The organism is Vibrio sp. YT-18, from assembly GCF_033337345.1.
GTDB classification, from domain to species: domain Bacteria; phylum Pseudomonadota; class Gammaproteobacteria; order Enterobacterales; family Vibrionaceae; genus Vibrio; species Vibrio alginolyticus.
The window spans coordinates 1-24,224 of record NZ_JAWOQO010000001.1 but is presented as its reverse complement, the minus strand read 5'-3'; the positions used below and the strand labels follow the sequence as shown (position 1 = coordinate 24,224).

The 24,224-nt window shown below is 43.6% G+C and carries 20 protein-coding genes, 1 pseudogene and 1 riboswitch; of the genes and pseudogenes, 11 read left to right on the top strand and 10 right to left on the bottom strand.

Annotation, left to right across the window (positions count from 1 at the left end):
- Window positions 1-5: 5 nt before the first annotated feature.
- From R7M72_RS00105 to R7M72_RS00090, 4 genes are all read left to right on the top strand, one after another.
- The gene (locus R7M72_RS00105; protein WP_042522689.1) at window positions 6-938 is read left to right on the top strand and encodes a Gfo/Idh/MocA family protein; all 933 of its coding nucleotides are present in this window, start codon (window positions 6-8) and stop codon (window positions 936-938) included.
- A gap of 218 nt (window positions 939-1,156) precedes the next feature.
- Window positions 1,157-1,588, top strand: a complete 432-nt coding sequence (locus R7M72_RS00100) for a YccF domain-containing protein (RefSeq protein ID WP_005373685.1) — start codon at window positions 1,157-1,159, stop codon at window positions 1,586-1,588.
- Window positions 1,589-2,280: 692 nt separating this feature from the next.
- The gene (locus R7M72_RS00095) at window positions 2,281-2,619 is read left to right on the top strand and encodes a hypothetical protein (protein ID WP_017635147.1); all 339 of its coding nucleotides are present in this window, start codon (window positions 2,281-2,283) and stop codon (window positions 2,617-2,619) included.
- A gap of 256 nt (window positions 2,620-2,875) precedes the next feature.
- Entirely contained in the window at window positions 2,876-3,724 is an 849-nt protein-coding gene (locus tag R7M72_RS00090) for a patatin family protein (RefSeq protein ID WP_054576131.1), read from the top strand.
- 142 nt (window positions 3,725-3,866) lie between these two features.
- On the opposite strand, the gene R7M72_RS00085 is transcribed toward R7M72_RS00090, so the two are convergent.
- Window positions 3,867-4,715, bottom strand: a complete 849-nt coding sequence (locus tag R7M72_RS00085; protein ID WP_318055969.1) for a pirin family protein — start codon at window positions 4,713-4,715, stop codon at window positions 3,867-3,869.
- A 401-nt stretch (window positions 4,716-5,116) separates the two neighbouring features.
- Here R7M72_RS00085 and R7M72_RS00080 point away from each other — a divergent pair, with 401 nt between their 5' ends.
- The 5 genes from R7M72_RS00080 (at window position 5,117) to R7M72_RS00060 (ending at window position 8,010) form a co-directional block, all read left to right on the top strand.
- Entirely contained in the window at window positions 5,117-5,326 is a 210-nt protein-coding gene (locus R7M72_RS00080) for a cold-shock protein (protein WP_005373691.1), read from the top strand.
- 240 nt (window positions 5,327-5,566) lie between these two features.
- A complete protein-coding gene (locus R7M72_RS00075; protein WP_005373692.1) occupies window positions 5,567-5,776 on the top strand; it encodes a hypothetical protein in 210 nt (69 codons plus the stop codon).
- Between the two features lie 50 nt (window positions 5,777-5,826).
- Complete coding sequence (locus R7M72_RS00070; RefSeq protein WP_017633782.1) at window positions 5,827-5,967, top strand: PA3496 family putative envelope integrity protein; 141 nt, start codon at window positions 5,827-5,829, stop codon at window positions 5,965-5,967.
- A gap of 237 nt (window positions 5,968-6,204) precedes the next feature.
- Window positions 6,205-6,304, top strand: a riboswitch (purine riboswitch).
- An 89-nt stretch (window positions 6,305-6,393) separates the two neighbouring features.
- Window positions 6,394-7,410 (top strand): adenosine deaminase, encoded by a 1,017-nt coding sequence (locus tag R7M72_RS00065; RefSeq protein WP_318055968.1) that lies wholly within the window; start codon window positions 6,394-6,396, stop codon window positions 7,408-7,410.
- A gap of 126 nt (window positions 7,411-7,536) precedes the next feature.
- A complete protein-coding gene (locus R7M72_RS00060; protein ID WP_053304562.1) occupies window positions 7,537-8,010 on the top strand; it encodes a peroxiredoxin in 474 nt (157 codons plus the stop codon).
- Between the two features lie 50 nt (window positions 8,011-8,060).
- Here the strand turns inward: R7M72_RS00060 and R7M72_RS00055 are convergent, their stop codons facing one another.
- The 3 genes from R7M72_RS00055 to yghU all read right to left on the bottom strand — a co-directional run bounded on the left by R7M72_RS00055 (window position 8,061) and on the right by yghU (window position 11,892).
- On the bottom strand, window positions 8,061-8,468 hold the full coding sequence (locus R7M72_RS00055; protein WP_005373701.1) for an SPOR domain-containing protein: 408 nt from the start codon (window positions 8,466-8,468) through the stop codon (window positions 8,061-8,063).
- Window positions 8,469-8,680: 212 nt separating this feature from the next.
- Window positions 8,681-9,850 carry a D-alanyl-D-alanine carboxypeptidase family protein gene (locus R7M72_RS00050; protein WP_053304564.1) on the bottom strand — a complete coding sequence of 390 codons (1,170 nt, stop codon included), beginning with the start codon at window positions 9,848-9,850 and terminating at the stop codon, window positions 8,681-8,683.
- A 1,184-nt stretch (window positions 9,851-11,034) separates the two neighbouring features.
- Complete coding sequence (gene yghU / locus R7M72_RS00045; RefSeq protein WP_053304568.1) at window positions 11,035-11,892, bottom strand: glutathione-dependent disulfide-bond oxidoreductase; 858 nt, start codon at window positions 11,890-11,892, stop codon at window positions 11,035-11,037.
- A 253-nt stretch (window positions 11,893-12,145) separates the two neighbouring features.
- On the opposite strand from yghU, the pseudogene R7M72_RS00040 reads away from it, so the two are divergent.
- Window positions 12,146-12,265: pseudogene (locus tag R7M72_RS00040) on the top strand (dihydrofolate reductase); the annotation flags it as partial.
- A gap of 64 nt (window positions 12,266-12,329) precedes the next feature.
- Here R7M72_RS00040 and R7M72_RS00035 read toward each other — a convergent pair.
- The 3 genes from R7M72_RS00035 to R7M72_RS00025 all read right to left on the bottom strand — a co-directional run bounded on the left by R7M72_RS00035 (window position 12,330) and on the right by R7M72_RS00025 (window position 16,343).
- A complete protein-coding gene (locus R7M72_RS00035; RefSeq protein WP_115386521.1) occupies window positions 12,330-13,784 on the bottom strand; it encodes a sucrose-6-phosphate hydrolase in 1,455 nt (484 codons plus the stop codon).
- Window positions 13,785-13,815: 31 nt separating this feature from the next.
- The gene (locus tag R7M72_RS00030) at window positions 13,816-14,739 is read right to left on the bottom strand and encodes an aminoimidazole riboside kinase (protein ID WP_315957421.1); all 924 of its coding nucleotides are present in this window, start codon (window positions 14,737-14,739) and stop codon (window positions 13,816-13,818) included.
- Between the two features lie 164 nt (window positions 14,740-14,903).
- A complete protein-coding gene (locus tag R7M72_RS00025) occupies window positions 14,904-16,343 on the bottom strand; it encodes a sucrose-specific PTS transporter subunit IIBC (RefSeq protein WP_017819848.1) in 1,440 nt (479 codons plus the stop codon).
- Window positions 16,344-16,578: 235 nt separating this feature from the next.
- On the opposite strand from R7M72_RS00025, the gene R7M72_RS00020 reads away from it, so the two are divergent.
- Window positions 16,579-17,565 (top strand): LacI family DNA-binding transcriptional regulator, encoded by a 987-nt coding sequence (locus R7M72_RS00020; protein ID WP_064354874.1) that lies wholly within the window; start codon window positions 16,579-16,581, stop codon window positions 17,563-17,565.
- A 63-nt stretch (window positions 17,566-17,628) separates the two neighbouring features.
- On the opposite strand, the gene R7M72_RS00015 is transcribed toward R7M72_RS00020, so the two are convergent.
- From R7M72_RS00015 to R7M72_RS00005, 3 genes are all read right to left on the bottom strand, one after another.
- On the bottom strand, window positions 17,629-19,002 hold the full coding sequence (locus tag R7M72_RS00015; protein ID WP_031777226.1) for a carbohydrate porin: 1,374 nt from the start codon (window positions 19,000-19,002) through the stop codon (window positions 17,629-17,631).
- 714 nt (window positions 19,003-19,716) lie between these two features.
- Window positions 19,717-21,420: a LeoA/HP0731 family dynamin-like GTPase gene (locus R7M72_RS00010; RefSeq protein WP_017633791.1), complete on the bottom strand. Its 1,704-nt coding sequence runs from the start codon at window positions 21,418-21,420 to the stop codon at window positions 19,717-19,719.
- Window positions 21,417-23,624, bottom strand: coding sequence for an AAA family ATPase (locus tag R7M72_RS00005; RefSeq protein ID WP_318055967.1), 2,208 nt, complete (start codon window positions 23,622-23,624; stop codon window positions 21,417-21,419). Before R7M72_RS00005 ends, R7M72_RS00010 begins: the two co-directional genes overlap by 4 nt.
- Between the last annotated feature and the right edge of the window lie 600 nt (window positions 23,625-24,224).

Below are 24,224 nucleotides of genomic sequence, written 5' to 3'. Positions count from 1 at the left end.
CTAGGATGAAAATTGGTATTATTGGTCTAGGGGATATCGCTCAGAAAGCATACCTTCCTGTTATCACTCAGCTTCCAAATATCGAACTTGTATTTTGTACCCGCAACCCAAACACACTTGAGAGCCTGGCTAAGCAGTATCGAATCTCAGAGATCTGCCAAGACTACCAGCAACTTCTACACTTTGGCGTCGATGCCGTCATGATTCATGCGGCAACAAGCGTACACCCTCAAATAGCGGCATTTTTTCTGCAGCATGGAATTCCAACCTTTGTCGACAAACCATTAGCGAACAGTGCTGATGACGTGGAAAAGCTGTACGACATTGCCGAAAAAGAGAGACAGCCACTCTATGTGGGCTTTAACCGTCGTCACATTCCACTTTACAACCAACATATGCCACAAGTGCAGCAAGGCAACATATATGACTTAAAGTCGCTACGCTGGGAAAAGAACCGTCACCAACTACCGGGGGATGTTCGTACCTTTATATTTGATGATTTTATTCACCCATTAGACAGCGTTAACGTCACAGCCAAAGCCGATCTAAAAGATGCTTATGTAACTCATCAACTTGAAGGTGGTCAGTTGGCGCGTTTAGATATTCAGTGGCAACATGGAGATACTTTGCTCCACGCCTCGATGAATCGCCACTTCGGTATCACTACAGAGCGCGTTCAAGCTTGTTATGCAAACAAGGCAGTTGAGTTCGACTCCTTCGTTGAAGGCAAACTATGGCAAGCTAACCAAGAGCAAAAAATCAATTTGAAAGACTGGACGCCAATGCTGACGAGTAAAGGTTTCCATTCGATGTTGCTCGATTGGTTTGGCGTCGTTGAGTCTGGAAATATTGCTGATGAAGTAGTAACACGCAACATTGCCAGCCATCGATTGGCAGAGCAAATTTGTCAATATCTCGAGAAAGTTGTCTCTAGATAATGCGATTCTTGGCTATATGCTTGATTGAGTATTACGCTCTATACTAAAAAGACTTGCATTAAGGAAGGCATTCATTCTCTGTTAAGACTACGGCGATTATTCTATCAATCAGGTGAATGAGGGCACAAAAGCACACATTGACAAAACAGACGGTTTAGATTTGTTTTACGGTGCTCTCAGGTATCTGAATCATCACATTCAAGAATAAAGGAAATAGAATGAGAACACTTGGTAACATCATTTGGTTTGTATTTGGTGGCGTATTTATGGGGTTGCTATGGTGGTTTTTTGGTATTTTGGCCTTTATTAGCATCATCGGAATACCTTGGGGGCGTGCGTGTATCGTTATGGGTAATTTTTCCTTTTTCCCATTCGGTAAAGAGGCCATCTCACGCGATGAATTGACCAATGAAATGGACATTGGCACGAGTCCGCTCGGCGTTATTGGTAACGTCCTTTGGTTTGTGTTTGCAGGCCTTTGGTTAGCTATCGGTCACGTACTTTCTGCCGCAGCATGCTTTGTCACCATAATCGGCATTCCGTTTGCGCTCCAACACCTCAAGCTAGCGGTTATTTCACTCGCACCAATTGGTAAAACGGTTGTATCGTCAGAAGAAGCTGCAATGGCTCGATACAACATCAATCGTTAGCAAAAAGCTAATGCGCTTTCTATCCTCTGGGCAGTCATGCTCAGAGGGTAACGCCCGTCAAAAGTAAGCCTATAATCGCTATCGCATATTCAATAATGGCTGATTGTATATTCATACCGTCACCTTTACGTTGAAGTTTATCCTAGCTCAGCACTGCTTTACTTTTATAATTAATCAATACACCCAAGTGAGTTCAAGATGCTAGACTCATAGCGTCGTCACTGATTCAAACTCCAAGAACGACGTAACGAAAAAGCGAGCTATCCTATGCTCGAAATATGGGTTCTTTCCCCCTCGAAGTAGAGTTCAACAACAAAAAAGACGAACTATAAGCATAGCCAAAATTAATGCTTTTCGACCTAAAATATCTCACATCAATCAAAGAAAGCTTCTAAGATTTTCTCTTTTTGAGTAAATATAGACAGTTACAGTAGCGAAATTCTTCTCGGTAAAAATCCCCACTCAATCTCATGATCAGTTTTTTAAAAAAACAACAAAAATTCGTTGTTATCTAGAGTAATTATTTTATTTGTCGCAGAGCAATTCCATCAATATCATTTGCGACATCGGAGTGCTAGAGCATTGAAATTTTTAGCATTTATCACAGGTATAGAACGTAAAAAACCTTTTATTACTTATTTTTCTTTTTTACATATGTTCTAACTCAACGTCTATTCAGACAGGAATATACCGTGGATAAATATCAAGCAGCTTATGCTAAACGTCTAGAGAAACTAAATGGGGATCCATCTCCTAAAACGATAGCCCGCCTTTCGGCTTGGGATGCGTTTTTTAACAAGGAGTACGAGCTCCAAGACTTGGAATACCAGCTATCGGACGCTGCGCACCAGCACTATGAACAGTCGCATGCGAAGAGCGACATTAGCTTCAAAGAATTCAAACGAGCGTTCTATAATGAATCCATCAAAATTTACAATTTAACTGATGGCGCTTCTATCCAGAAAGTATTCACCCCATTACTTTTGCTTACAACGCTCTGGATAGTGTTTGTATGCCTATTTAACAAGTGATCATCAAACTATTCCAACAACGATCAGTATGGGACTACAGGTATGGCTCTATGTAAGGGGGCTAATTGGCTCGGTCTCCTTCACTAAATTAGCGACTCAATTACCCGCAATTCCATAGGCTAAAAGTGACAAGGGCATCCGTTGATGCCCTTTTATTCAAAGGAACGCAACCTAGACCTTTGGCCCACTTGGGTATAAAACCATTATGCGTTAAGCTGCATTCTATTATCCGATTGATAAAGAGTGGAGCGAAGTGATGGAAAAAGTAGGCTCTCGAGCATTGATTGTCGAAGGTGGAGCCATGCGAGGCGTATTTTCATGCGGCATACTCGATCATTTTCTTGCTAGCGAGTTCTCTCCATTTGATAGCTTTTGGGGAGTGTCTGCGGGTGCTAGCAACTTGGCTGCCTACTTAGCTAAAATGCCCGGACGTAACTTAAAAATCTACCTCGATTACAGCTTAAGAAAAGAATTTATCTCTCCATCTCAACTTCTACGTGGTGGTGATATGATGAACTTAGACTGGATGTGGAATGTCACCCTCGAAGAACTTGGCATCGATAAATCTGCGCTCAAAGCTGATTCACGACCTTTCTTTTTAGGCGTGACGCGTCAAGACAATGGGCAAGCGGAGTACCACCTTCCTGATGTCGACGACTTGGCAGAAACAATGAAAGCCAGCAGCGCACTGCCTGTACTTTACCGAAATGGCGTATCACTGAACGGAATTCAATACGTTGATGGTGGCGTCTCAGACGCACTTCCTGTTGCAGAAGCAATAAAGCGAGGAGCCAAAAAGATTATGGTTTTACGCAGCCAGCCCGCAAGCTATCAAAAGCCAAGAGGAAGATTCAGCGCCCTAACTAGGAAGATGTTGAAAGAAACGCCCGGATTAATTGAACCGATGTTGACACGTGAAGTTCGCTACAATCAGACCTTAGCGCTGATCAACAACCCACCACCTGGTATCGAAATCATTCAAGTGTGTCCTCCTGAAACATTCAAGTTGAAACGGCTGAGTCGATCGCCAGCACCACTGCGTCATGCTTATGAGTTAGGAATTGAAGCAGGAAAGGAAGCCATCATACGCTGGAGTCAGAAGTAGAAAAAAGCCACGTGGATTAAACGTGGCTAACGCAAATTCGATGGCAGTGGATTATCGTATTTGCTTCTGGTCGAGCCCAATATTCAGGCTCAAAACTGTTTTAATTTGCTCGCTAACTGAAAAAGCGAGTAGGCAGTCCAAACTAGTAAGTTTCAAACAACCCAGAGTTGTAATCTTGGATGGCTTGTTCTATCTCTTCCATGCTATTCATGACAAAAGGGCCATAATGCACCACGGGTTCATTAATTGGCTCACCAATAAAGATCAGTGCACCACTCTCTTTTTCGGCCTGCAATTCAACCCATTCACCTTTCGATAAAATGGCCATTTCGCCTTGATTGATCTCACGACCTTTTAATTGAATACGACCTTTATAGACATAGAGCATCATGTTGTTGTCTTGATCCGTGTTCAAATTCAAAGCTTGCCCCCCCATCGCTCTCCAATCGGCTACCGTGGCAGCAACACCTGTCTCTGTTAGCGGCCCCTGAATTCGTTCGTTGTTTATAGTCATATAACCCGCAATCAAACGTACAACCCCCGTATTCGGAGTATCAAACTCAGTGATCGTTTCAGGTTGAAAGTCATGATATTGAGCTGGCTGCATCTTATTTTTCGCAGGCTGGTTAATCCAAATTTGGAAACCATGCAATTCGCCTTCCTTCATAATAGGCATTTCGCTATGGATGACGCCTCTTCCTGCCGCCATCCACTGTGCACCACCGGAACGAAGCTCACCAACATTATCCATATGATCACGATGCTGGAAATGACCTTTCAACATATAAGTAAGCGTCTCAATACCGCGGTGCGGATGCGGAGGGAAACCGCCGATATAGTCAGCGCGGTCTTCTGATTTGAGTTCATCCATCATCAAAAATGGAGAAAAGCTAGCATGATTGAAACCCGCTACACGGCGAATTTTCACTCCATCACCATCAGCAGTAGGTTGCGCAGGAATAAGCTGACGAATTTCTCTGAATGTACTCATACTAGTTCTCCTAGTTTATCTTTGTGACCGCTTGCAAGTCGCATGTTCAATCTATGGCTATCGATAAGGTTCTATTTTAGGTTGATGAGCTAAAATTATGAGCCATACTATTCGTTCTACTTATTCAACTTTTTCGAACAATACAATTTATCGAGTTAATAATGAGCACATTTAATTTATCTAAAATAAATGTAGCTATTTTCTAAACAAGGTGTATAGTGTGCCTTGGCTCTTAGAAGAGAGCTGTTAATGCAACATTTAGTTTAAGTTTCCTCTCAGTAAAATCTTGAATCCCCAATTCAGACACCTGCGTACAACTTCCTCTTGATTGAACATTCAATAGCTTAGAAAAGATCCACAAAACAAATCATAATTTTAATGTTTAATTCAAAGGTATTTTTATGTCTAAAGTAACTGGTTCAGTAAAATGGTTTAACGAAACTAAAGGCTTCGGTTTTCTATCTCAAGACAACGGCGGCCAAGATGTATTCGTACACTTTAACGCTATCGTTTCTGACGGTTTCAAAACACTGACTGAAGGTCAGAAAGTAAGCTTCAATGTAGAGCAAGGTAAAAAAGGTCCTCAAGCGACTGAAGTAACTCCTCTATAAGACTGCTTTTCTTGGTGTAGCATGCCCATGCTGCACCAAACCTCTCTCCTTCAAAAATATTCTTTCATCAATCACTCAGCCTAATTTTAGGCATTGCTTTGTGCTATCTAAAATAAACTGAATAGTACTGCTTAATTTATTATTTATAGGAAAAATCATGTCCTCAAAAAGAACTGGCCGTCAAAGGCATTGGTATCAATTACTTAACAAAGAGAAAATCACTAAAAAACAGGAGAATAAATGTTAGAAATTGAATTTAATTTAGAACAACCTCAAACCTCTTGGAACGCTAAAATACATCAATTAAATGGTGATATTTTACGAAGGCACGTATTACCGAAACTTCTTTCTCATAGCTTCATGATCGATTTTGAATATTGTGAGAAAACGCAATCTGGAACTATTCTCTGTGATTCAGGTTCAAAGTTAGGAAGTTTTACTGTTAACTGATTCAGTTTTCATGCATTAATGGATAATGCAACTAATTTGGAAGGTATCCAATGGCTAGAAAAAGTAAGAAGCAGTCAGAAAAAGACAAAAAAGAGTCTGAACAAAACGCGGCGGCGGTAAAGCAGAAAACTCGACGCCGCATAGAAGACATTATGGAACAAAGAGAATTTGATAAGTTATTCGATCTATAAATGCTCTCTAGTGCTTTCTCTGCCTTTATCGTTGTGCAAGGTACCGCCACCTACCTTTGCTCAAACGAATCTCCACTCTTTTAGACTACTCTTCTAATTAAACGTGCCTCTCACACACGCAAAAACAACTGGCTCCTCTATACTCAAGTGACTTGCAAATAGTCGTTTCGCTCACAGGAAAACCCGTGACTAATGACAGTTAGGTTATTTGCGTATAGCCAAAGCGATATTTTTGCGTATAATCCCTCTCGTTTGCTTCGTATAACCCCAATGATATGGTTTGGGGGTCTCTACCAGTTCCCGCAAAGTGCTGATTACGAAGAGTTGAGATCATCGTGGGTCTTACTCTTTGTGATAGCGTTCGATTTATTTCTATCTATACCTATTCTTAGAGTAACTGCATCCACAATACACATAAGGTGGAATATGAACGCATTTATTCAAGGTCTTCCAAAAGTAGAGCTGCACTTACATATCGAAGGTTCACTTGAGCCGGAACTCTTATTCAAATTAGCAAAACGAAACGGCATCGAGATCCCTTACTCTTCTCCGAGTGAACTACGCAGCGCATATCAGTTTACAGACTTACAATCATTTCTCGACCTCTATTACCAAGGAGCGGGAGTTCTGCGTACGGAGCAAGATTTTTACGATCTCACTTGGGAATACTTACTGCACTGTAAAGAAGACAACGTTATTCATACCGAAATCTTTTTTGACCCTCAAACACACACAGAACGCGGCATAGGCTTTGACACTGTTATCAATGGAATCGCTCGTGCGCTAAAAGATGGTCACGAAAAACTTGGCATTACCTCGCAAATTATTGCGTGTTTTCTCCGTCACCTTTCAGAAGAGAGCGCCATAGAGACCCTACAGGCTATTCTGAAACACCGTGATAAGATCATTGGTGTTGGACTAGATTCTTCAGAACAAGGTCATCCGCCAGCTAAATTCAAGCGCGTATTTAAACAAGCAGTAGAAGAAGGCTTACTTACCGTTGCTCACGCAGGTGAAGAAGGCCCCGCACAAAATATTAGCGATGCAATTGAAATGCTTTACGTGAGCCGCGTGGATCACGGTGTTCGCTGTGTTGATGATGAAGCATTAGTTGAATCCTTAATCGAAAGCCAAATGCCACTGACAGTGTGTCCGTTATCGAATCTTAAGCTATGTGTATTCGACGATATGAAAGATCACAATATTGTGGATTTGCTACGAAAAGGTGTCGCTGTAACGATTAACTCAGACGATCCTGTGTACTTTGGTGGCTACATGACGGATAACTTTCTGGCCGTCAACAACGCACATCCAATGAGTAAGAGTGAACTTGCCCAATTTACAATGAACGCGATTGATGCCAGCTTTATCGATAACGAGTTAAAGGCGAAATATCGTCACCTTGTTAGCCAATACGTAAACCAGCACGAAGCTTTGCAATAAAGGCATCAGTGCCACGCCTTAGGCCAAACGCGTAGGTATTAAAACCCTACAAAAACTCTGTGGTTAACCGCATTTATAAACGCTAGACTGAGAAAGCTAAACTAGCACACAAAAAGGAACAGAATCATGATTCAACAAGGCCAAGCTCTACCAGTTGCAACTCTAAGTGAGTTGACTGCCGATGGTATGGTGAACCACGACGTTACAGAACTGTTTGCGAACAAGAAAGTCGTACTCTTTGCTGTACCTGGCGCATTCACCCCTACCTGTTCAGAAGCCCATCTACCAGGCTATGTGGTATTAGCTGATGAGCTAAAGGCAAAAGGTGTTGATTTAATTGCGTGCGTTTCTGTAAACGATGCATTTGTGATGCAAGCGTGGGGCGAAGCTCAAAACGCTTCTGAGATTTTGATGTTGGGTGATGGCGACGCTAGCTTTACTAAAGCATTGGGTCTTGAAATGGATACAGGCGGCTTTGGTGGTATTCGCTCACAACGTTACGCGATGATCATTGAAAACGGCACAGTGGCTAAGCTTAACGTTGAAGAGCCAAAAGAGTTTGAAGCAAGCAAAGCAGAAACGATTTTAGCGGCGCTTTAAGCTTACTCCTAAATACAAAAACGGAAGCCATCGCTTCCGTTTTTTGTTGGTTAACGCATTCTCACAACACTCGTTTGTTGCTTACGCTGCATTTCCGCAAAAGTCAGCACAAACGGGGATGACTGCTTTACACGGCTTGGTAATGAAGAAAGCGCATTGTAGGCATCCTGCTTCGTTTTAAAATCACCAACAGTTACCGTATACCAACGCGTGCCTCGGCTGTTTTTCCAGTTAACCCAAACCGGATGCTTAGGATCGATATAGCGAATATAATCTTTCACATCTTTTTCTTGCTTTAGCGCGAGTACCTGCATCGTGTAATGGTTTGGGTTTAAATAACCATATGCATCCTGAGAGGTCATGACTCCAACACATTGGCCGCTATCGACCTCCTGCTGGTAAGGCATAGCGCAGCCCATGAGCGATAAAATCAATGTCAAAGATAAAATCTTGTGCACGTGTCACTCCATTCTTGTTCTAGTTTCTTTTCTCTCGCACCCAAAAACACAAAACGCTCTTGGTCAGGTAAAAACACACCCTTACAAGAGGGCCTGTGTTTTAACGCAACGAGTATTCCAAAAACGTAAGGCGACCACGTTGGTCGCCTTAGTAAATTGATTTAATAGAACATTAACAAGATAGAGTGATATAGACAGAAGTTCGCTACTGTTTAGAACCAGCTAGCGACCAATTGCTTAAACCAGTCTAAAATTCGCTTGAATAAACTGCCTTCCTCCACGGACTCCAATGCAACGAGCTCGGCTTCATTTACGACCTTACCTTCGACTTTGTAAAGCACTTTACCAACCACTTGTTGCTCAGAAATTGGCGCAACTAAATCACCGTTGTATTCAACTTCCGCTTGCAGATTTTTTACATCTCCTTTTGGCAAAGTGAGATAAACATCGTTAGCTACGCCGACAGTAAGCTCGTCTTTTTCGCCCATCCAAACTCGAGCTTTCGCAAGTTCCGCACCCGCCTCAGTCGGCATTACCGTATCGTAAAAGCGGAAGCCATAACTCAACAGCTGCTTGCTTTCTGATTCACGAACATTCTCACTCTTCGCTCCCATCACTACGGCAATCAAACGCATATCACCTTGTGTTGCAGAAGTCGCTAGACTATAACCCGCGCCGCTTGTATAACCAGTTTTCATGCCATCGACATTCATACTACGATCACGAAGCAAGCCATTACGGTTGTATTGAGTGATGCCATTGTAAGTAAACGAGGTTTCGCTATACAGCGGATAGATATCAGGTAAGTCACGAATAATCGCTTGGCCCAACTTGGCAATATCATAAGGTGTCGAATATAAACCGTCACTGTCTAGGCCGTGAGGGTTGGTGAATGCCGTGTTAGACAATTCAAGCTTGGCGGCCCAACTATTCATCAAACTCACAAACCCTGATTCACTTCCCGCAACATGCTCAGCAATAGCGACACTGGCATCGTTACCAGATTGAACAATCAGACCACGGTATAAGTCAGACAAAGAAACGGAAGTATTGACTTCAATAAACATTTTTGAAGAATCTGGGAAATTTTTTGCCCAAGCATTTCGGCTGATGACAACCTCATCATTCAACGTAATATTGCCTGTATTAATTTCTTGACCAGCTACATAAGCAGTCATCAACTTCGTTAAACTCGCGGGGTTTAAACGTTTGTGGGCATCACGTTCAACCAGTACTTTCCCCGTATGGAAGTCCATCAAAACATAACCACGAGAACTGAGTTCCGGCGCATTTGGCACAACTGAAGGCGCAGCATAAGCCAACGAGGATACAGCAGCGAACCCTGTAATTAACACTGTGTGTAATATAGTACTTTTTCTCATCATGACATCTTATCTTAGTAGCATTTAAGGCTTACAAACGGTACCCGAATGAATTCAAAGCGCGGGATTACCTAGTTAAAAAACGAGTATATTGAAACGGCGCTCAGTTACAGCCACCTTGTTACGATTGGTTACTTTTACTCAATGTTTGTCGAAAATAATGAGAGGTAGGTAGAGCTTTCGTCTTGAAGAATGAAACAGGAGCGAAAATAATTCCGTAACGCTATGTTTTTTTGAGAGGAGAGAAAAAGCGCGCAAGTCAATTCAGGGAGTAAGTTGGTATAGGAAAAGTAGTTGAGCTTTTATCCATATCTAAATAGGAAACAACAAAAACAATCAACAATAAGCCCAGCTAATTATTTACCAAGAAAACATATTGAAAACGCATCATAAAATCGTAATTAATTATCGATAAATTTAAAAACCTAATATTATAATTTATGCAAATTTCATTTATTATTAAACTGGAGAAAAATACAGCTTTCCTTTTTTAAAACTAAGAGACGATTTTTTCGATGTTTTTAGGTTTATCTCATCAGAGAACTTGGTATAACAGTGAGGAATAAGGCATCCGGACTTAGCGCGAAAGGATAACCCACTGTTATTTAAGTTCACACGCTGCTTTTTAATGACTAGAGACTTTAAACTGCGGTTACCTTCGGTTTGTTCGGCTATTCTTTGACGTATCCCAACCCAGTACGACTCAAACGACGACATCATACATATCCTCTTTCATGATATAAGCATTAATAATTAAACATCGCTAAAAGCTAAGCTTGTCTTAAATAAAAGTACTAGAAATTAATTTTATTTCTTCAAAACAAATCAACTCGCATATTCCACATAAATTTAGAGGTTATGTCAAATATTAATTATCATTAATTTTATTTATAATGGATATAAAATCAGTTTATAATTTTTAAATAATTTAATTATTAGAAAGCAGTATGACCAGTCCATATTTAACATGGAAATATGAGCTTTGTTTTGCATCATAATATATAAATACATTAAAGATTCATCTACGAACTAAATGCTCTTCAAGAGGTGATATAAATTAGCATTTCGAGACTAAATGAGAATAAAAATAGCGCACCGTATATGGTGCGCTATAGATTTGATTAAGGTCACTGTATAAGCATAGATAAAACTAAACTCATTTGACGTAGCTAGGCCAAGATTGCTTATGGTTTAAGTTTCAATACTTTATCAATATCTTCTGCGCTGTGGCGCTCAGGTAACTGCTCCCATTCTTCACCCCATGAACGGTTCACAATTCGACCACGTTTTACCGCTTCACGCTCATCAATTACTTTTGCCCAACGCACAACGTTTTTGTAGCTTTCTACGTCTAAGAATTCAGCCGCATCGTAAGCACGACCCAACACAAGGTTGCCGTACCATGGCCATGTTGCGATATCAGCGATGCTGTACTCATCGCCACCTAGGAATTCATTGTTCGCAAGACGCTTGTCTAATACATCTAACTGACGTTTTGCTTCCATTGTAAAGCGGTTGATTGGGTACTCGAACTTCTCTGGTGCGTACGCGTAGAAGTGACCAAAACCACCGCCTAGGTATGGCGCAGAACCTTGCAGCCAGAATAACCAGTTCATTACCTCGGCACGTTTCGCGCCTTCTGTTGGTAGGAAGTGACCAAACTTCTCTGCTAGATAAAACAAGATGTTGCCAGATTCAAACACGTTCACTGGCTCAGAACCCGAACGGTCAACCAATGCCGGAATTTTAGAGTTTGGGTTAACAGCCACAAAGCCAGAGCCAAACTGGTCACCATCGCCAATCTTAATCAGGTACGCATCGTATTCTGCTGCCGTTACGCCTGCCGCTAAAAGCTCTTCAAACATGATCGTCACTTTCTGACCGTTTGGGGTACCCATTGAGTAAAGTTGGAATGGGTGCTCACCAACTGGAAGCTCTTGCTCATGACGTGCGCCAGAATCCGGACGGTTGATGCTCGCCCACTGACCGCCGTTTTCATTATCGTTTGTCCAAACTTTTGGTGGAATGTATTCGTTAGCCATTGTTTTCCCTTATTGTGTTTGAATGCATCTTCAAACTGACGGGTCTTACGCGCCAGCAAGCATTATTAACATCACCTCTTCGCCAACTGCGATTAGGCATACTCAAGATATTAGGTCGAATTCGCTAAATAAAAGTCCTGCAATCTCTTTTAGTTAGAACCTTTGGTTATGGGATTTTCTTTCACGCTATAAGTAAAAACGTCGCGATAATGTGAACTAGGTTCGAGATGCCAACGATGAGTAAGCTACACTCGGCGGCGCGCCACTATTTGGGGATTTAGAACAACCGCTAAACTTCAAAGTCACCAAGAATGAAGTTGTTCTGGATACCTTAGTTCAAACAACTTACGTGCGTGATAGGCAGTTAAGTTAGATAGTTAGAAAGAAAAACGCCCTTCACTAAATCAATGAAGGGCGTTTTAATGTATTCGAAACCGTTACTTAGCTGATTCAAACAAACCAGAAATACCTTTCAAAGGGAAAAGCCTTGCTTGCTCCAACCCTCTCAACGTTACCGTATTGAGGTCATCAATAAAGAAACGACTGGTCATCGTGTGTTTGCCGCCATTAATGAAAATCTCGATGACAGAATTGTCGATATACATCTCAATCGTCTGCTTAGCGTCCAATCTTGGTGCTTTTCGAATACCACCAAATTCTTCTGCGTACAAATGAGACATGTGACGACGGTCCAGCATAAACTCGTGCTTTGTCGCACTAAAGACGATGTTGTCACCTTTGAGGTTACTCAGCTCAAGTTCAAAGCCATCGCCCTCAAGGTCTAATTGGATCAAACAACTTGTGCTTTCCAGTGTATGGGACTGTGCAAAGACCACCTCTTCTTTTCTTAAACTCTCCAATTCAGGGAGTGGAGTTTGAACAAGAAAACCATCTTTCAACGTTAGTTCTCTAGGAAGAGACAACATTCCTGCCCACTGGTGTGTGACCGATGGTGTGTCGATTTCTGGCAACCCTATCCATGCAATAAGAATGCGACGCCCATTCTCATCTAAATAGGTTTGTGGGGCGTAGAAATCAAACCCATAATCTGGCTGCAAAATATCTTGGTGGTTTTCTAAAGTCATCGACTCTAGGTTCAACTGATCACCCACGATATATGCGACAGAATAGATGTTTTTGAAATCATAAGGATTACGACTGCTCACGCCCTGTGGAGAAAACAGCATCACCGATTGACCATTAATCTCAAAGAAATCAGGACACTCCCACATGTACCCAAGGTCAGAAAACTTGGTCTTGATAGGACCTTTATGCTGCCACGTTTTCAAATCTTTGCTTTGATAGAGCGCCATTGAACCATGCTCGGTTTTGGTTTGAGCTCCCACCACCATCAAATAGTCGTCGTCTTTCTTCCAAACTTTTGGATCACGAAAGTGCTCCGTGTAATGTTCATTTTCGATGACCACTCCATTTTTTTCAATGTTGCCTTCCGAATCCATAGTGGCAAAACATTGTGTTGGAATTCGATTCCAGTTTTGGTCACGCTTATTACCAGTAAAAAACAGCAAAGCCTTGTTGTTTTCCACCAAAGCACCGCCCGAATAGACACCATGTGAATCGTAGTCTTGGTCGGGATGAAGACCCACGCCATGATCTTTAAAATGGATGAAGTCTTTAGTAGAAAGGTGGTACCAATACTTCATTCCATGGACTGGTCCCACAGGCGTCCACTGGTAAAAGATGTGGTGCTCACCATTGAAATAGCACAACCCATTTGGGTCATTTAACAGCCCAAATCTAGGGGCGATATGAAAACTAGGAAAGCCTTTATCTTGCTGACGTGAAAGTGTCATTTCTTCGATATCACACTGAGGGATTTGCTCAAGTCGACGATATCTTTGCTCTACAGTCCAACGGTTGTTTAAGCTCATAATTTTTCTCAACTGAAATTGGATCTGAAGATCATTGCCCAATAAATTGCAGCAACTCTGTCTGGGTCGGAAGCGCGGTCATTGCGCCTTTTTGCGTCGTCGCTAATGCACCACTGCCATTTGCCCATTGAATCGCAGAGCTAACAACAGGATGATTTTTCCAATCGTCATGCCGAGACAGGCATGCCAGTAGCCCTCCGACAAAAGCATCACCCGCACCTGTGGTGTCAATCGGACTAACGACTTGACCTGTGATCAGTTCACTCTGACTTTCAAAGACGCGCCAAACACCTTTCGCACCTTGTGTCACCAAGACCAAAGCAATATTCAAAGAGGCTATTTGTTGTAAACCTTGCGCCATCGACGTTGAGTCAGTCAAGAACAAAAGCTCTTCTTCAGAGAACTTAACCACATCGGCCATCGCTACAGCCTTCATCACGACAGCTTGGATTTCTGATTGATCTTGCCACACTTCATCACGCAAGTTAGGGTCAAAGCTAATGAAACCACCAGCGGCTTTTGCTCTTTTGATCGCCTCAAATGTGCTGCTTCTACTTGGCTCATTTGCCAGTGAAATTGAGCAAACGTGTAGCCAGTCACCTTGCTTAAAGTTTGGGATGTCTTCAACAGACATAAACTGATCAGCGCTCGGTTTTACCATAAACGTAAAGCTGCGCTCACCTTGCTCGTCTAAATCCACCAACACTGTTGATGTTCTTTGCTCAGGATCTTTAACGAGAAACTCCGTGCTCACGCCCTCTTGATCGAGCGTTGATTGCATGAAGCGACCAAATGGGTCATCACCTACACGTCCAAAAAACGCACTCTTACCAGATAGACGAGCAATTGCTACGGCGACATTCGCTGGTGCACCACCGGGACATTTGAGTAAAGAAGTCTCAGATTCCGGTATTAGATCGACAACAGCATCACCAGTTACCCACACTTGATTCATCTTGCTTACCTTGAAATTAAAGCCCTGATAGTCCAACGTGTTGAACACCTTCACTACCAAGTAAAAATTGAAAAAGGCTAGCCAAGCCATTAGTGCTTGGCTAGCACCCCAAACATTTAGGAAAAGAAGTGGATTTTTGGGACTCCACCCTTAAGGAGTTCAGATTAAGCCGCTGCTTTTCTACCGACTTTAGCGCGGTCACGCATACCAAGAACAATGGTGAGAACAAATGCGGTCAAGAACGCGATCACCATACCCGCGATGTAGTACCCAATCTTCTCTGGCGTAATGGAAATGATGCCTGGAAGACCAGCTGCGCCCAATGCCTGAGCTTTCACATTAAACATTGTGATGAACGCACTTGATAACGCCGCAGCGCAAACTGCCGCAATAAATGGGTAACGTAGTTTTAGATTAACACCAAACATGGCTGGCTCTGTAATACCCAGCAAACCCGTAACACCCGATGGAATCGCGATACCTTTCATCTTCTTATCTTTGCTCATCACGCCCACCGCCAACGCTGCCGCTCCTTGAGAAACGTTAGACATCGCCGCAATAGGAAAGATAAAGGTGCCGCCCGTCGTCGCAATATCCGCAAGAAGTTGAGTTTCAATCGCAATGAAGCTGTGATGCATACCAGTAATAACAAACGGAGCATAAATAAGACCAAATACCGCACCACCAACAAAGCCAGCTGTGTTGTATAGCCAGTTCAGACCATCACCTAATAGGAAACCGATATCACGCGTGAACGGACCGACGACAGTAAACGTTAGCAAACCCGCTATGAAAATCGCCAGTAATGGCGTTAAAAGGTTGTCTAAAACAGAAGGTATGACTTTACGTAAGCCTAGCTCAACCTTCGCAAGAATGAATGCCGATACCAAAACCGGTAACACCGAACCCTGGTAACCCACTTTTTGGATTTCAAAGCCAAGAATATTCCAAACCGGAATGTTGCCAGACACAGATGCGCCGCCGAATCCCCAACCATTCAGCAAGTCAGGGTGAACCATCAACATACCTAGCGCCGCCCCTAAATAAGGGTTACCGCCAAACTTCTTACTGGCTGAAAATGCCAGCAGAATAGGCAGGTAAACAAACGGCGCGTTCGCAAACGTGTTGATCATGTTCGCCAAGTCTGTCAGTCCTGGGTTGGCATCAATCAAAGATTTGCCATCAATGAACAAGCCTTGAGCAGTCAATAGGTTATAGATACCCATCAACAAACCACCAGCGACGATTGCGGGAATGATTGGGACGAAAATATCAGACAGCCCTTTCACCGCGCGCTGAACAATGTTTTGTTTCTCTGCGCCAGCAGACGCAACGTCGTTGGTGGACATTTCACTCATACCCGTCAACTTCGCCATTTCTGCATAAACTTGGTTTACGATGCCTGATCCAAAAATGATTTGGTACTGACCCGCAACTTTGAACTGCCCTTTTACCCCTTCAAGGTTATCAATCGCTTGTTCATCTATTTTTTGCTCATCTGCAACGGCAAGGCGTAAGCGTGTCGCACAATGCGCAAGTGCGGTGATGTTGCTTTTACCACCTAATAGAGTTAACAACTCTTTTGCTACTGCCGGATAATTCATTTCATACCCCATTGGATTATTATCTGAGCTTGCGAAATTTTCGGGAACGTTTGCAAAACAGATTTTTGCTCAATAAAACCAAATAATCAAAGATAAAGCAGAGAGAATGTGAGAATGATCGTCAAATTCTCTCCCTAAGAGCAGTATAGGAGGTTAGAATCGCTACTTATCAAAGAGCTTTTCATCTTCTCTTTGCAAACAATCCCAAAAACGAAAAACAGAATGGATAGGAACAATGGCGAGTCTGCATGATGTCGCCCGTCTGGCTGGCGTATCAAAATCAACAGTGTCACGGGTTATAAACGATGAGTATGGCGTAAAAGAAGCGACAAAACAGAAGGTCCGCCAAGCAGTAGCGGAGTGTGGCTATTTGCCGAACCAAGTCGCTAAAGATCTAAAATCTCAAAAGACCAATCTGGTTGGTGTCATTGTTCCTCGGGTTTCCTCTCATGCCACATCCCAAGGTGTCGATGGATTAACCGATGTCCTTGAAAAAGCCGGGAAACATGTCTTACTTGCTAGCACTCACCAAGCCCACGAAAAAGAACTGGAGTACATTCAGATCTTTAACCAAAAACGGGTTGAAGGGATCATTCTTTACGCCACCCACCTCGATTCCAAACTGGTAAAAGCAATTCAAAACTCAGCCGTTCCAGTTGTGCTCGTCGGTCAAGATGGTTCCATGTTTAATATTCCAAGCATCATTCATGATGACGCACGAGTAGGGTTTGAAGCGGGAAATAGACTGGTTGCAAAAGGTTGCCAAACCATGGGTTTTATTGGTGTGCAAGGTGACGATATCGCGGTAGATAAGCAACGCTCTGAAGGATTTGTTCAAGCGCTACAGCATCATGGTTTTGAGATCGCCTTCCATGCTCGTGGTGACTTTACCATCGATTCTGGCTATTCATTGGCAAAACAACACTTAACAAAGAACCCTAAGCTAGATGGCTTGTTCTGTGCGACAGACCGTATTGCTATCGGTGCGATGAGAGCGATTCAAGAGCTCGGGTTAACACCGGGTAAAGACGTTTTAGTTCTAGGAGTTGGTGATGATGAGCTCGCATCAGTGTGCACCCCAACCTTATCAACATTTAACTATGCATTTGATAAAGCGGGTGAAAATGGTGCGAAACTGCTACTAGATAGAATTGCCAACAGAAGTTTTGAAATGAGTAAGATGGTACTAACATTCAAAACAATTGAGCGTCAGTCCTGTTAATGAAAAAGCGCCAACTGAAATCAGTTGGCGCTTTTCTTATTACTCTTTGTCGGTTAGATCCCTTTAGAACCAAGTTTCCATTTGCAGTGCAAACAGAACTTCACCACCATCACCCATCGTTGCAGCACCCGCATCCTGGCTAATCGAGTAGCCATTCAAGTCTTCGCTCCAATCAACGTAGCTAACTGCAAAACGTAGCTCCGGACGGTCAAAGAAACCTGCAGCGGTAGACATCTTAAGCGTTGGTGCAATTGTCGCTTTGTAAAAACTGCCACTTGCTTTATCAATCGCATTGTCTAGGTCCATGTATTGGTATGAGCCTTCATAAACCATCTCAAAGTTCTGCGTAAACTCTTGCGCTAAGCGGATGTTGAACGATGCCCACGTAAATTCATCATTTTTAGCAAAGCGATCTTGGCTGTGTTCTGCTAGCAACGCAGGTGCTACACGCCAGTTGTCGCCGATGCGTGTTACACCATAGCTGAACAAGCGTACGGCTTTTGCGTCTTCTAACAAATCTCCGTTTGAACCGATGCCTTTAAGTTCCGCACCCAGTCCATCACCCATCAAAATACCGGTTTTAGAGAAGCCTTCACTCATGCCAAAGAAGTTATCGCCATGGTAAGCAAACATCGCATGTAAACCTTTGTCCGCTCCGCCTTCTACGCGATCATTGTTATCAGCAGACGTCATGCCGCTCAGCATCAATTGCCAATTACCGAAGCGGTTGTTCATTGTCGCGATATAGTTTTCAACATCTGTTGACGAGCTATCAATCTCACCAAAATCACGACCATAGATCGAGAAGTTTGCTTTCCACGAATCGCTCATTTGGACGTCATACACACCAGCACCAGTACCAGATAAGAAAACAATATCCGAGTCAAAGAAGTGAATGTCAAAGTTATCACGGTCAAATCGTTTACCAGCCCAAAACGTCGCGTCAGCAAAAGCTCTTGATTCAGAGAACATACTCAACTTGTTTAGCTCAGCATATATCTGACGAACGTTTAATTGACTCTCGCTCGCCGTCCATTCGTTATTGGTTTCCGTACTATCTGCCAACATGATTCGGAACAATGCGCTGGAACCATCATCTGCAAAACGTTTGTGAATAAGGTTTGCTTCCACATAATGATCATCCTCTACCCCTAATCGCCCAACTGGAGCGCCAATAGCACCAGCTGCCGTCATGTAAGGACCAGTACCCACTGCACCATTCAGATCGTCATTAATCAGTAGCCCGGAACGAGCGTAGCCATGAAACTCAAAGCTTGAGGCTTTCTCATTTGCTTCTGTGGATGCTTTTTCTGTCTGCTCAAGTCTCTGTTCTAATTCATTAATTCGCTTTTCAAGAGCGTCAACATCTGTTGCTGCGAATGCAGGTGCAGTAACCATTCCAAGCGCTACTGCCATCGTCAAAGTGTGTAGTTTCATTTCCATAGTCTCACGTAAATTTATACTTAGGCATATTGCAAACGTTCCCAAGGAAAAATCGCAAACTTATGGTGACTTTAAATGTCCATCTAAAGCTTGAATTTCAGAGCGCTCGTACTCAGAGCGTCTCTACTACTTATATCAATGAGGGCGATAATATATAAACTTTTCGGGAACGTTACCTTTAAGAGGCCATTTTGTTACTTCTATCACGTTCAATTGTGTTACTTACAGAAAAATCATTAACCAGCGCACATTTGAATTAATTGTTAGCGCTAGAGGAAGTAGTTTGAAGGTGACAGGCTACAAAGAAGGAGTTTAATGTTCATTTGAGAGAATACTCCCTCGCTTCCCTATGCTACTTGATGGTAACTCATCTCTATTTATTGATGAAAAGTAGCAGCTAAGGTTGAACGTAACTAAGAGCGAAGCGGATCTCGATACCTCATTTCAAACAACTTGAAAGGCTGTTAAGACGAGATAAACGACCTTCATTTTCTGTGAAGAGCGCTTTGTTGTTCTAATTCAAGCTAACGAAACACTTTTTTGGACAGAAGTGGGTTGGCGACTTTACTCATAGGAGCACACTTCGGATAATTTGAGTTTGGGCAAATGTTCATACCGTGGTTAGAAAAAGGGCTTGTCCAACCAACATGCCCCCTGCTAAGAAATCCTGACAGATCATTCAATGAATTCAGGATTCAAAACCTACATTCATCCCATACGCTTGAAATTCTCCCTTATTGCCTCCGCTTCTGTTTTCCACGCGTGGAACATCTGTTGACTTTCGCGGCTTTGATTAAGCATCTTCTCCACCTCCACGACTTGCTGCCTGAGCTTAATATAGTTCCCAAAAAACATTTCCTTGAACTGGACAGAATTGATCAGTGTAAGCAGTTCCTCCCGCTGCTTCTCGAAATTGCTCACCATTTTGGCGATCGCGTTCTGAAATTCGGTCTGGCGCTTATGTTCTTCCCAGCTATCCCATAGCTCAAACGCCAATCCCACTGCAGCAAGAGCCCCGTTCGCACCTTTGGCAAATTTGGTGGCACCCCAAGGCTTGAATTTAAGATACTTACCAAGATCGAACCCAACGGACTTCGCGACATTCACAATGCCATCCCGGGCGGCCAGGACAGAGTCTTTATTAATGAACTTTCCGTTCAAGACATGGTTGACTCCCTGCTTGCCCAGCGACTTGATTGTGGTATTGAAGTGACTGACCTCGTTGTCAAAGCCAATCTGCATTTTTTCGACTTCCAGCGTAATTGGCTGCACCTGACGACTGAACTCATTCTGTAACCGAGTTGCGATCACAATACCCTCAGAGCCAATTTCCCGCTCGAAGAAATCACCGAAGGTTTCGAGACTACAACCTTTCGCTTTGAGGATCAGGTCGGAAAAATATCGGACGACGAACTTCCGTAGCTCTATCCTCGCGTCTTCAATATCCCGCTCGGTAGTCGCCAGCTCAAGCTTCAAATGGCTATTAAGCTCATCCAGCTTGGTGACTTCCTGCGAGATCTTCTGGTCGTTCTCTATCGCTATCGGCAGTTGTTTGCTCAGAACATCGCGGATAACACTGGCGCGCATCTCTTCTGCAAGGGCTGCTGCACCACCGTTGTTATGAATCTTCTGCGCCGTCTCTGCCTGAAGCTCAGTAATATGTGACAGCTCTTTAAACTCATCGGGGTTCTGAAGCCAGTGGTCAACGCCCAGATCAAACGGATTTGCCGCCACAGCAACTACCGATAGTTCGTTTTCTTCTTCATCGTCAAGCTCGATTGCCGCGCGAAGTCTACCAACGACGTTGTCATATTTAACTTTAAGGTTATCCCGGTAGTCATCTTCATCTTCCACATCCGCTACTTCGTCGAAGCGGCTGAGTACGAACACTGTCCTGGGCAAAAGCCCCAAGGTCCGGAACAGCCAGGCCAGATCGTCCTCGTGGCTCTCTTTGATCGGGTTTGTCGGGTTCATGACATACAGAACCAGATGTGCTTCGCTCACGTATTTCTTAGTAATGTCTTTGTATTTTTCGATAGCCTGCTTCTCGGCGTTGTACTTTTCTTTGAAGCCAAACAGACCAGGAGTATCAATAAGTACAAAGTCATCCCCCACCTCGTAGACTTTCACTTCATTAGAAGATTCACTGTGGCTGATTTTCATGCTGGACTTATCGAGCTGCTCCATCCAAGCCGCGGCAATAGACGTTTTACCCTCTGAAAAACCGCCGATGAGTGCAACCTTTAGCCGCTCGCCAGACACGGACTGTATGGCAGTCTGAAGCTTGGAACGCAACTCTTGATCGATCGGAACCCCGGCCTTTTCACCTTGCGTCAAAAACTTCGAAAGCCTATTCAACAGCTCCAGAGATTCGTTCTGCTGGCCTTTGAAAGTATTGAGAGTGTCTTTCATTTTAGTGCTCCTGTAGCTTCAATCATGCCCGACAAGGTCTTGATTTTTGTATTCGACTTTTTAATGAGGTCGGCGTGGGTCCTCGCCTTGTTCACAGGCCTGGCGAGTGCCTGTTCAATATCACTGATTGTTTTTTCCATCTCTGGGAGTCCTTGTTTGAGACTTTCTTGCAGTGAATCGCGCAATTGGCCGGTTATATTTCTGAGGTTTTCATCAGCAGCTTTTCGTTGCTGTGCTTTTTTGTAACTGGAGCTCAGAAATCCACGCACGGCCTTGTATGCACCGATTGCAATACTGGCTGCTCCCATACCAATAACTAACCAGCTCGCTGGGTTCCACCACAACAGTGCCCCACCAACGATGAGTGCCAGAAGGTTCGTCAATCGCAAACCATTGTCGATATCCAGTTTTAGGTCGAAGTCACGATCAATGTCAGCACTGGCAATCGTGGTGTAGATATCCGTCAACTCACGACTTTTATCCTCGAAACGCTTAACTATTTTCTCAGTCTCCTTTCCAAAGCGTTCAATTTCCTTCGCCATCGCCTTCTTCAACCTTTCACTCAATCGCTCCTGATGGATTTCAATTAACTGTTCCAACTTGGTTTTAAAGGCGTCATTGGTAATATCGTCGTCAATTTCTGAATACACTTTGTTCAGAACATCGCTGTTGAAGCGATCAATCAATATCTCGGTGGATGATTCGAGACGTTTCCTGAATGATGAAAAGCCACTTCTGATTTGCTTCTTCGAACTCTGCTCGCCGAGGTGGAGGTTTGACGCCAACTCTGAAATTCCCTCTCCTACCTGGTCGAGGACGATAGCTGTCTTATCAAGAGCATCCTTCACCTTGAAAAGGTTGGCCCGTTGGATCTTTTGCTGACTTCCCTCCAGCAGACTGTCCTGTATAAGGCTGATAAATGCCTCTACACCGGATAATTCGATCAGCTGGCCTGCTTCAAATTCGGATAGAGCTTTCTTGCGGCGTCTCGCGTTCTGTGAATCGGGCGCAAAATGATCTGTTGCAGCCAAGAAAGCGGGTAGTGCGGTCAAGGGACGCACGCCCTGGAAATGCGACCCGAGCTGTTCCGCCATTTTTCCTTCAAGTTCCCGTAGACTGGCGCATTCATCTTCGGAGATCAGGGGACGATCTTTCAGCGCATACTTGGGATTTATTACTTTTTTATTGAAAACACACCAGACCTCCGTCGAAGCCCCCAGGTGCATTTTTATTTTCTCGAGGGTACCTTTCCGTTGCTTCTGATCCCCCGTTTGTGGGGGTGCGGGCTGGTTCGTGACATAGAACACCGCATGGGCTGCCTGGAGGGCTTTTTCAATCTCCTCAGCGATCAGGCGTTCGGTACCTTCTATTCCTGGTACGTCGAGTAGTGCGAATTCTTGGCCAGCGACGCTTAAGTCGAATCGTTGCGTCGTTCGAGTAAAATCCGAACGGCCATCTCCTATAATTCCGCCGTCAGACAGAGCTTCAAGCTCTGGCAGGCGCTCCCTGAACTCCTGCAGTTTGTTCCTGGTTTCAGCCAACTGAATTTCCAGTCCTGTTTTCTGTTCGTTCAGGGCCGACAGCTCGCTCTCACATTCTGTTTCGGTCTTGTGCAACTGTAGTTTTTCACGCGCAATGGCCAGCTCCTCTTCCGTTTTCCGAAACAGGTGCAGAAACTTCTGCCACAAAGACGCCGTTCGTTTTTTCTCCAGTATCAGCTCACGATATTGGGTAATCTTGTTACTGGATTCCACACTTAGCTGTTCATATTTGGCAGATGTTTTTTCATATTTATCGCTGAGATCTTCAAGTTCCCGGCCGAGTAGCTCTGCCTCATGGTGGAGCCCGTCCAGTGCTTCAGCTGTCAACTCGTGTTTGCTCTGGAGTTCCCGGAACGCTTCCTGATCTTTCAGTTTGCTGGCTTCTTTCAGCAATACCCTCAGGGTCTCTATGATGGTGGATTTTCCCGCACCCGTTTCGCCATAAAACGCGATAGTGAATGTATCCCACTCGGCATTTGTCTCAAGTGCCTCCAGTTGATCCTGAAGGTTTGACCGATGTTCCTGGAGCAAAGATTGGGCCTCACGCTGAGCGCCGTTCAATTGCTCATCATCTGACTCGGTGGCCAGCTCACCGATAATGCCATCCAGTTCAGCGTTAACCCCGCGATATAGTTCACGTGGATCATCTATGTTTAATTTCATTTGATCATCTACTTTGTTTATTGCCTTCCAAGCACTACTTTGTGGCTACGATACAGGTTGCGTTCGCATCGATACTTAGAAGTTACAACCTAGCTGCGTCGGGAAATCTACAATTCACTTGATCCCAAAATGGGACAATTAAACATGCCACTTTGGAATTTTTTGCGCTTCAACCCAGCGCTGAGCTTCAGTGTAACCAACTGTTTAAAATGGTATTATCATATCTCACATAATCAAGAACAAGAAAATACGACATGATTGAGTGTTTTGACGTACATCTCATTTGGCATTAGAAAATCTATCGAAAGCTCTTGAGGTAAGACTGATTGGGTTGACTTTCTCTAACACGAAACGGGGCAAAGCCTTCTTAGAACTATTACATCCACAACGTGCCCACTACGAATGTATTCACGGGTAAAAACACCATATGTATCGCTTCAGCTAAACAGCTACCGTACACAAAGACCACAGCCAACACCGACCAACTTCTTGGATTTATACCCAACTTTTTGGCTCGATAAACAAAAAATTGTATCGGCATACACTACTATCATCCTACCTAGCTGATTTTGCAGAAGAAAGTTAATGGCATGCTTACTG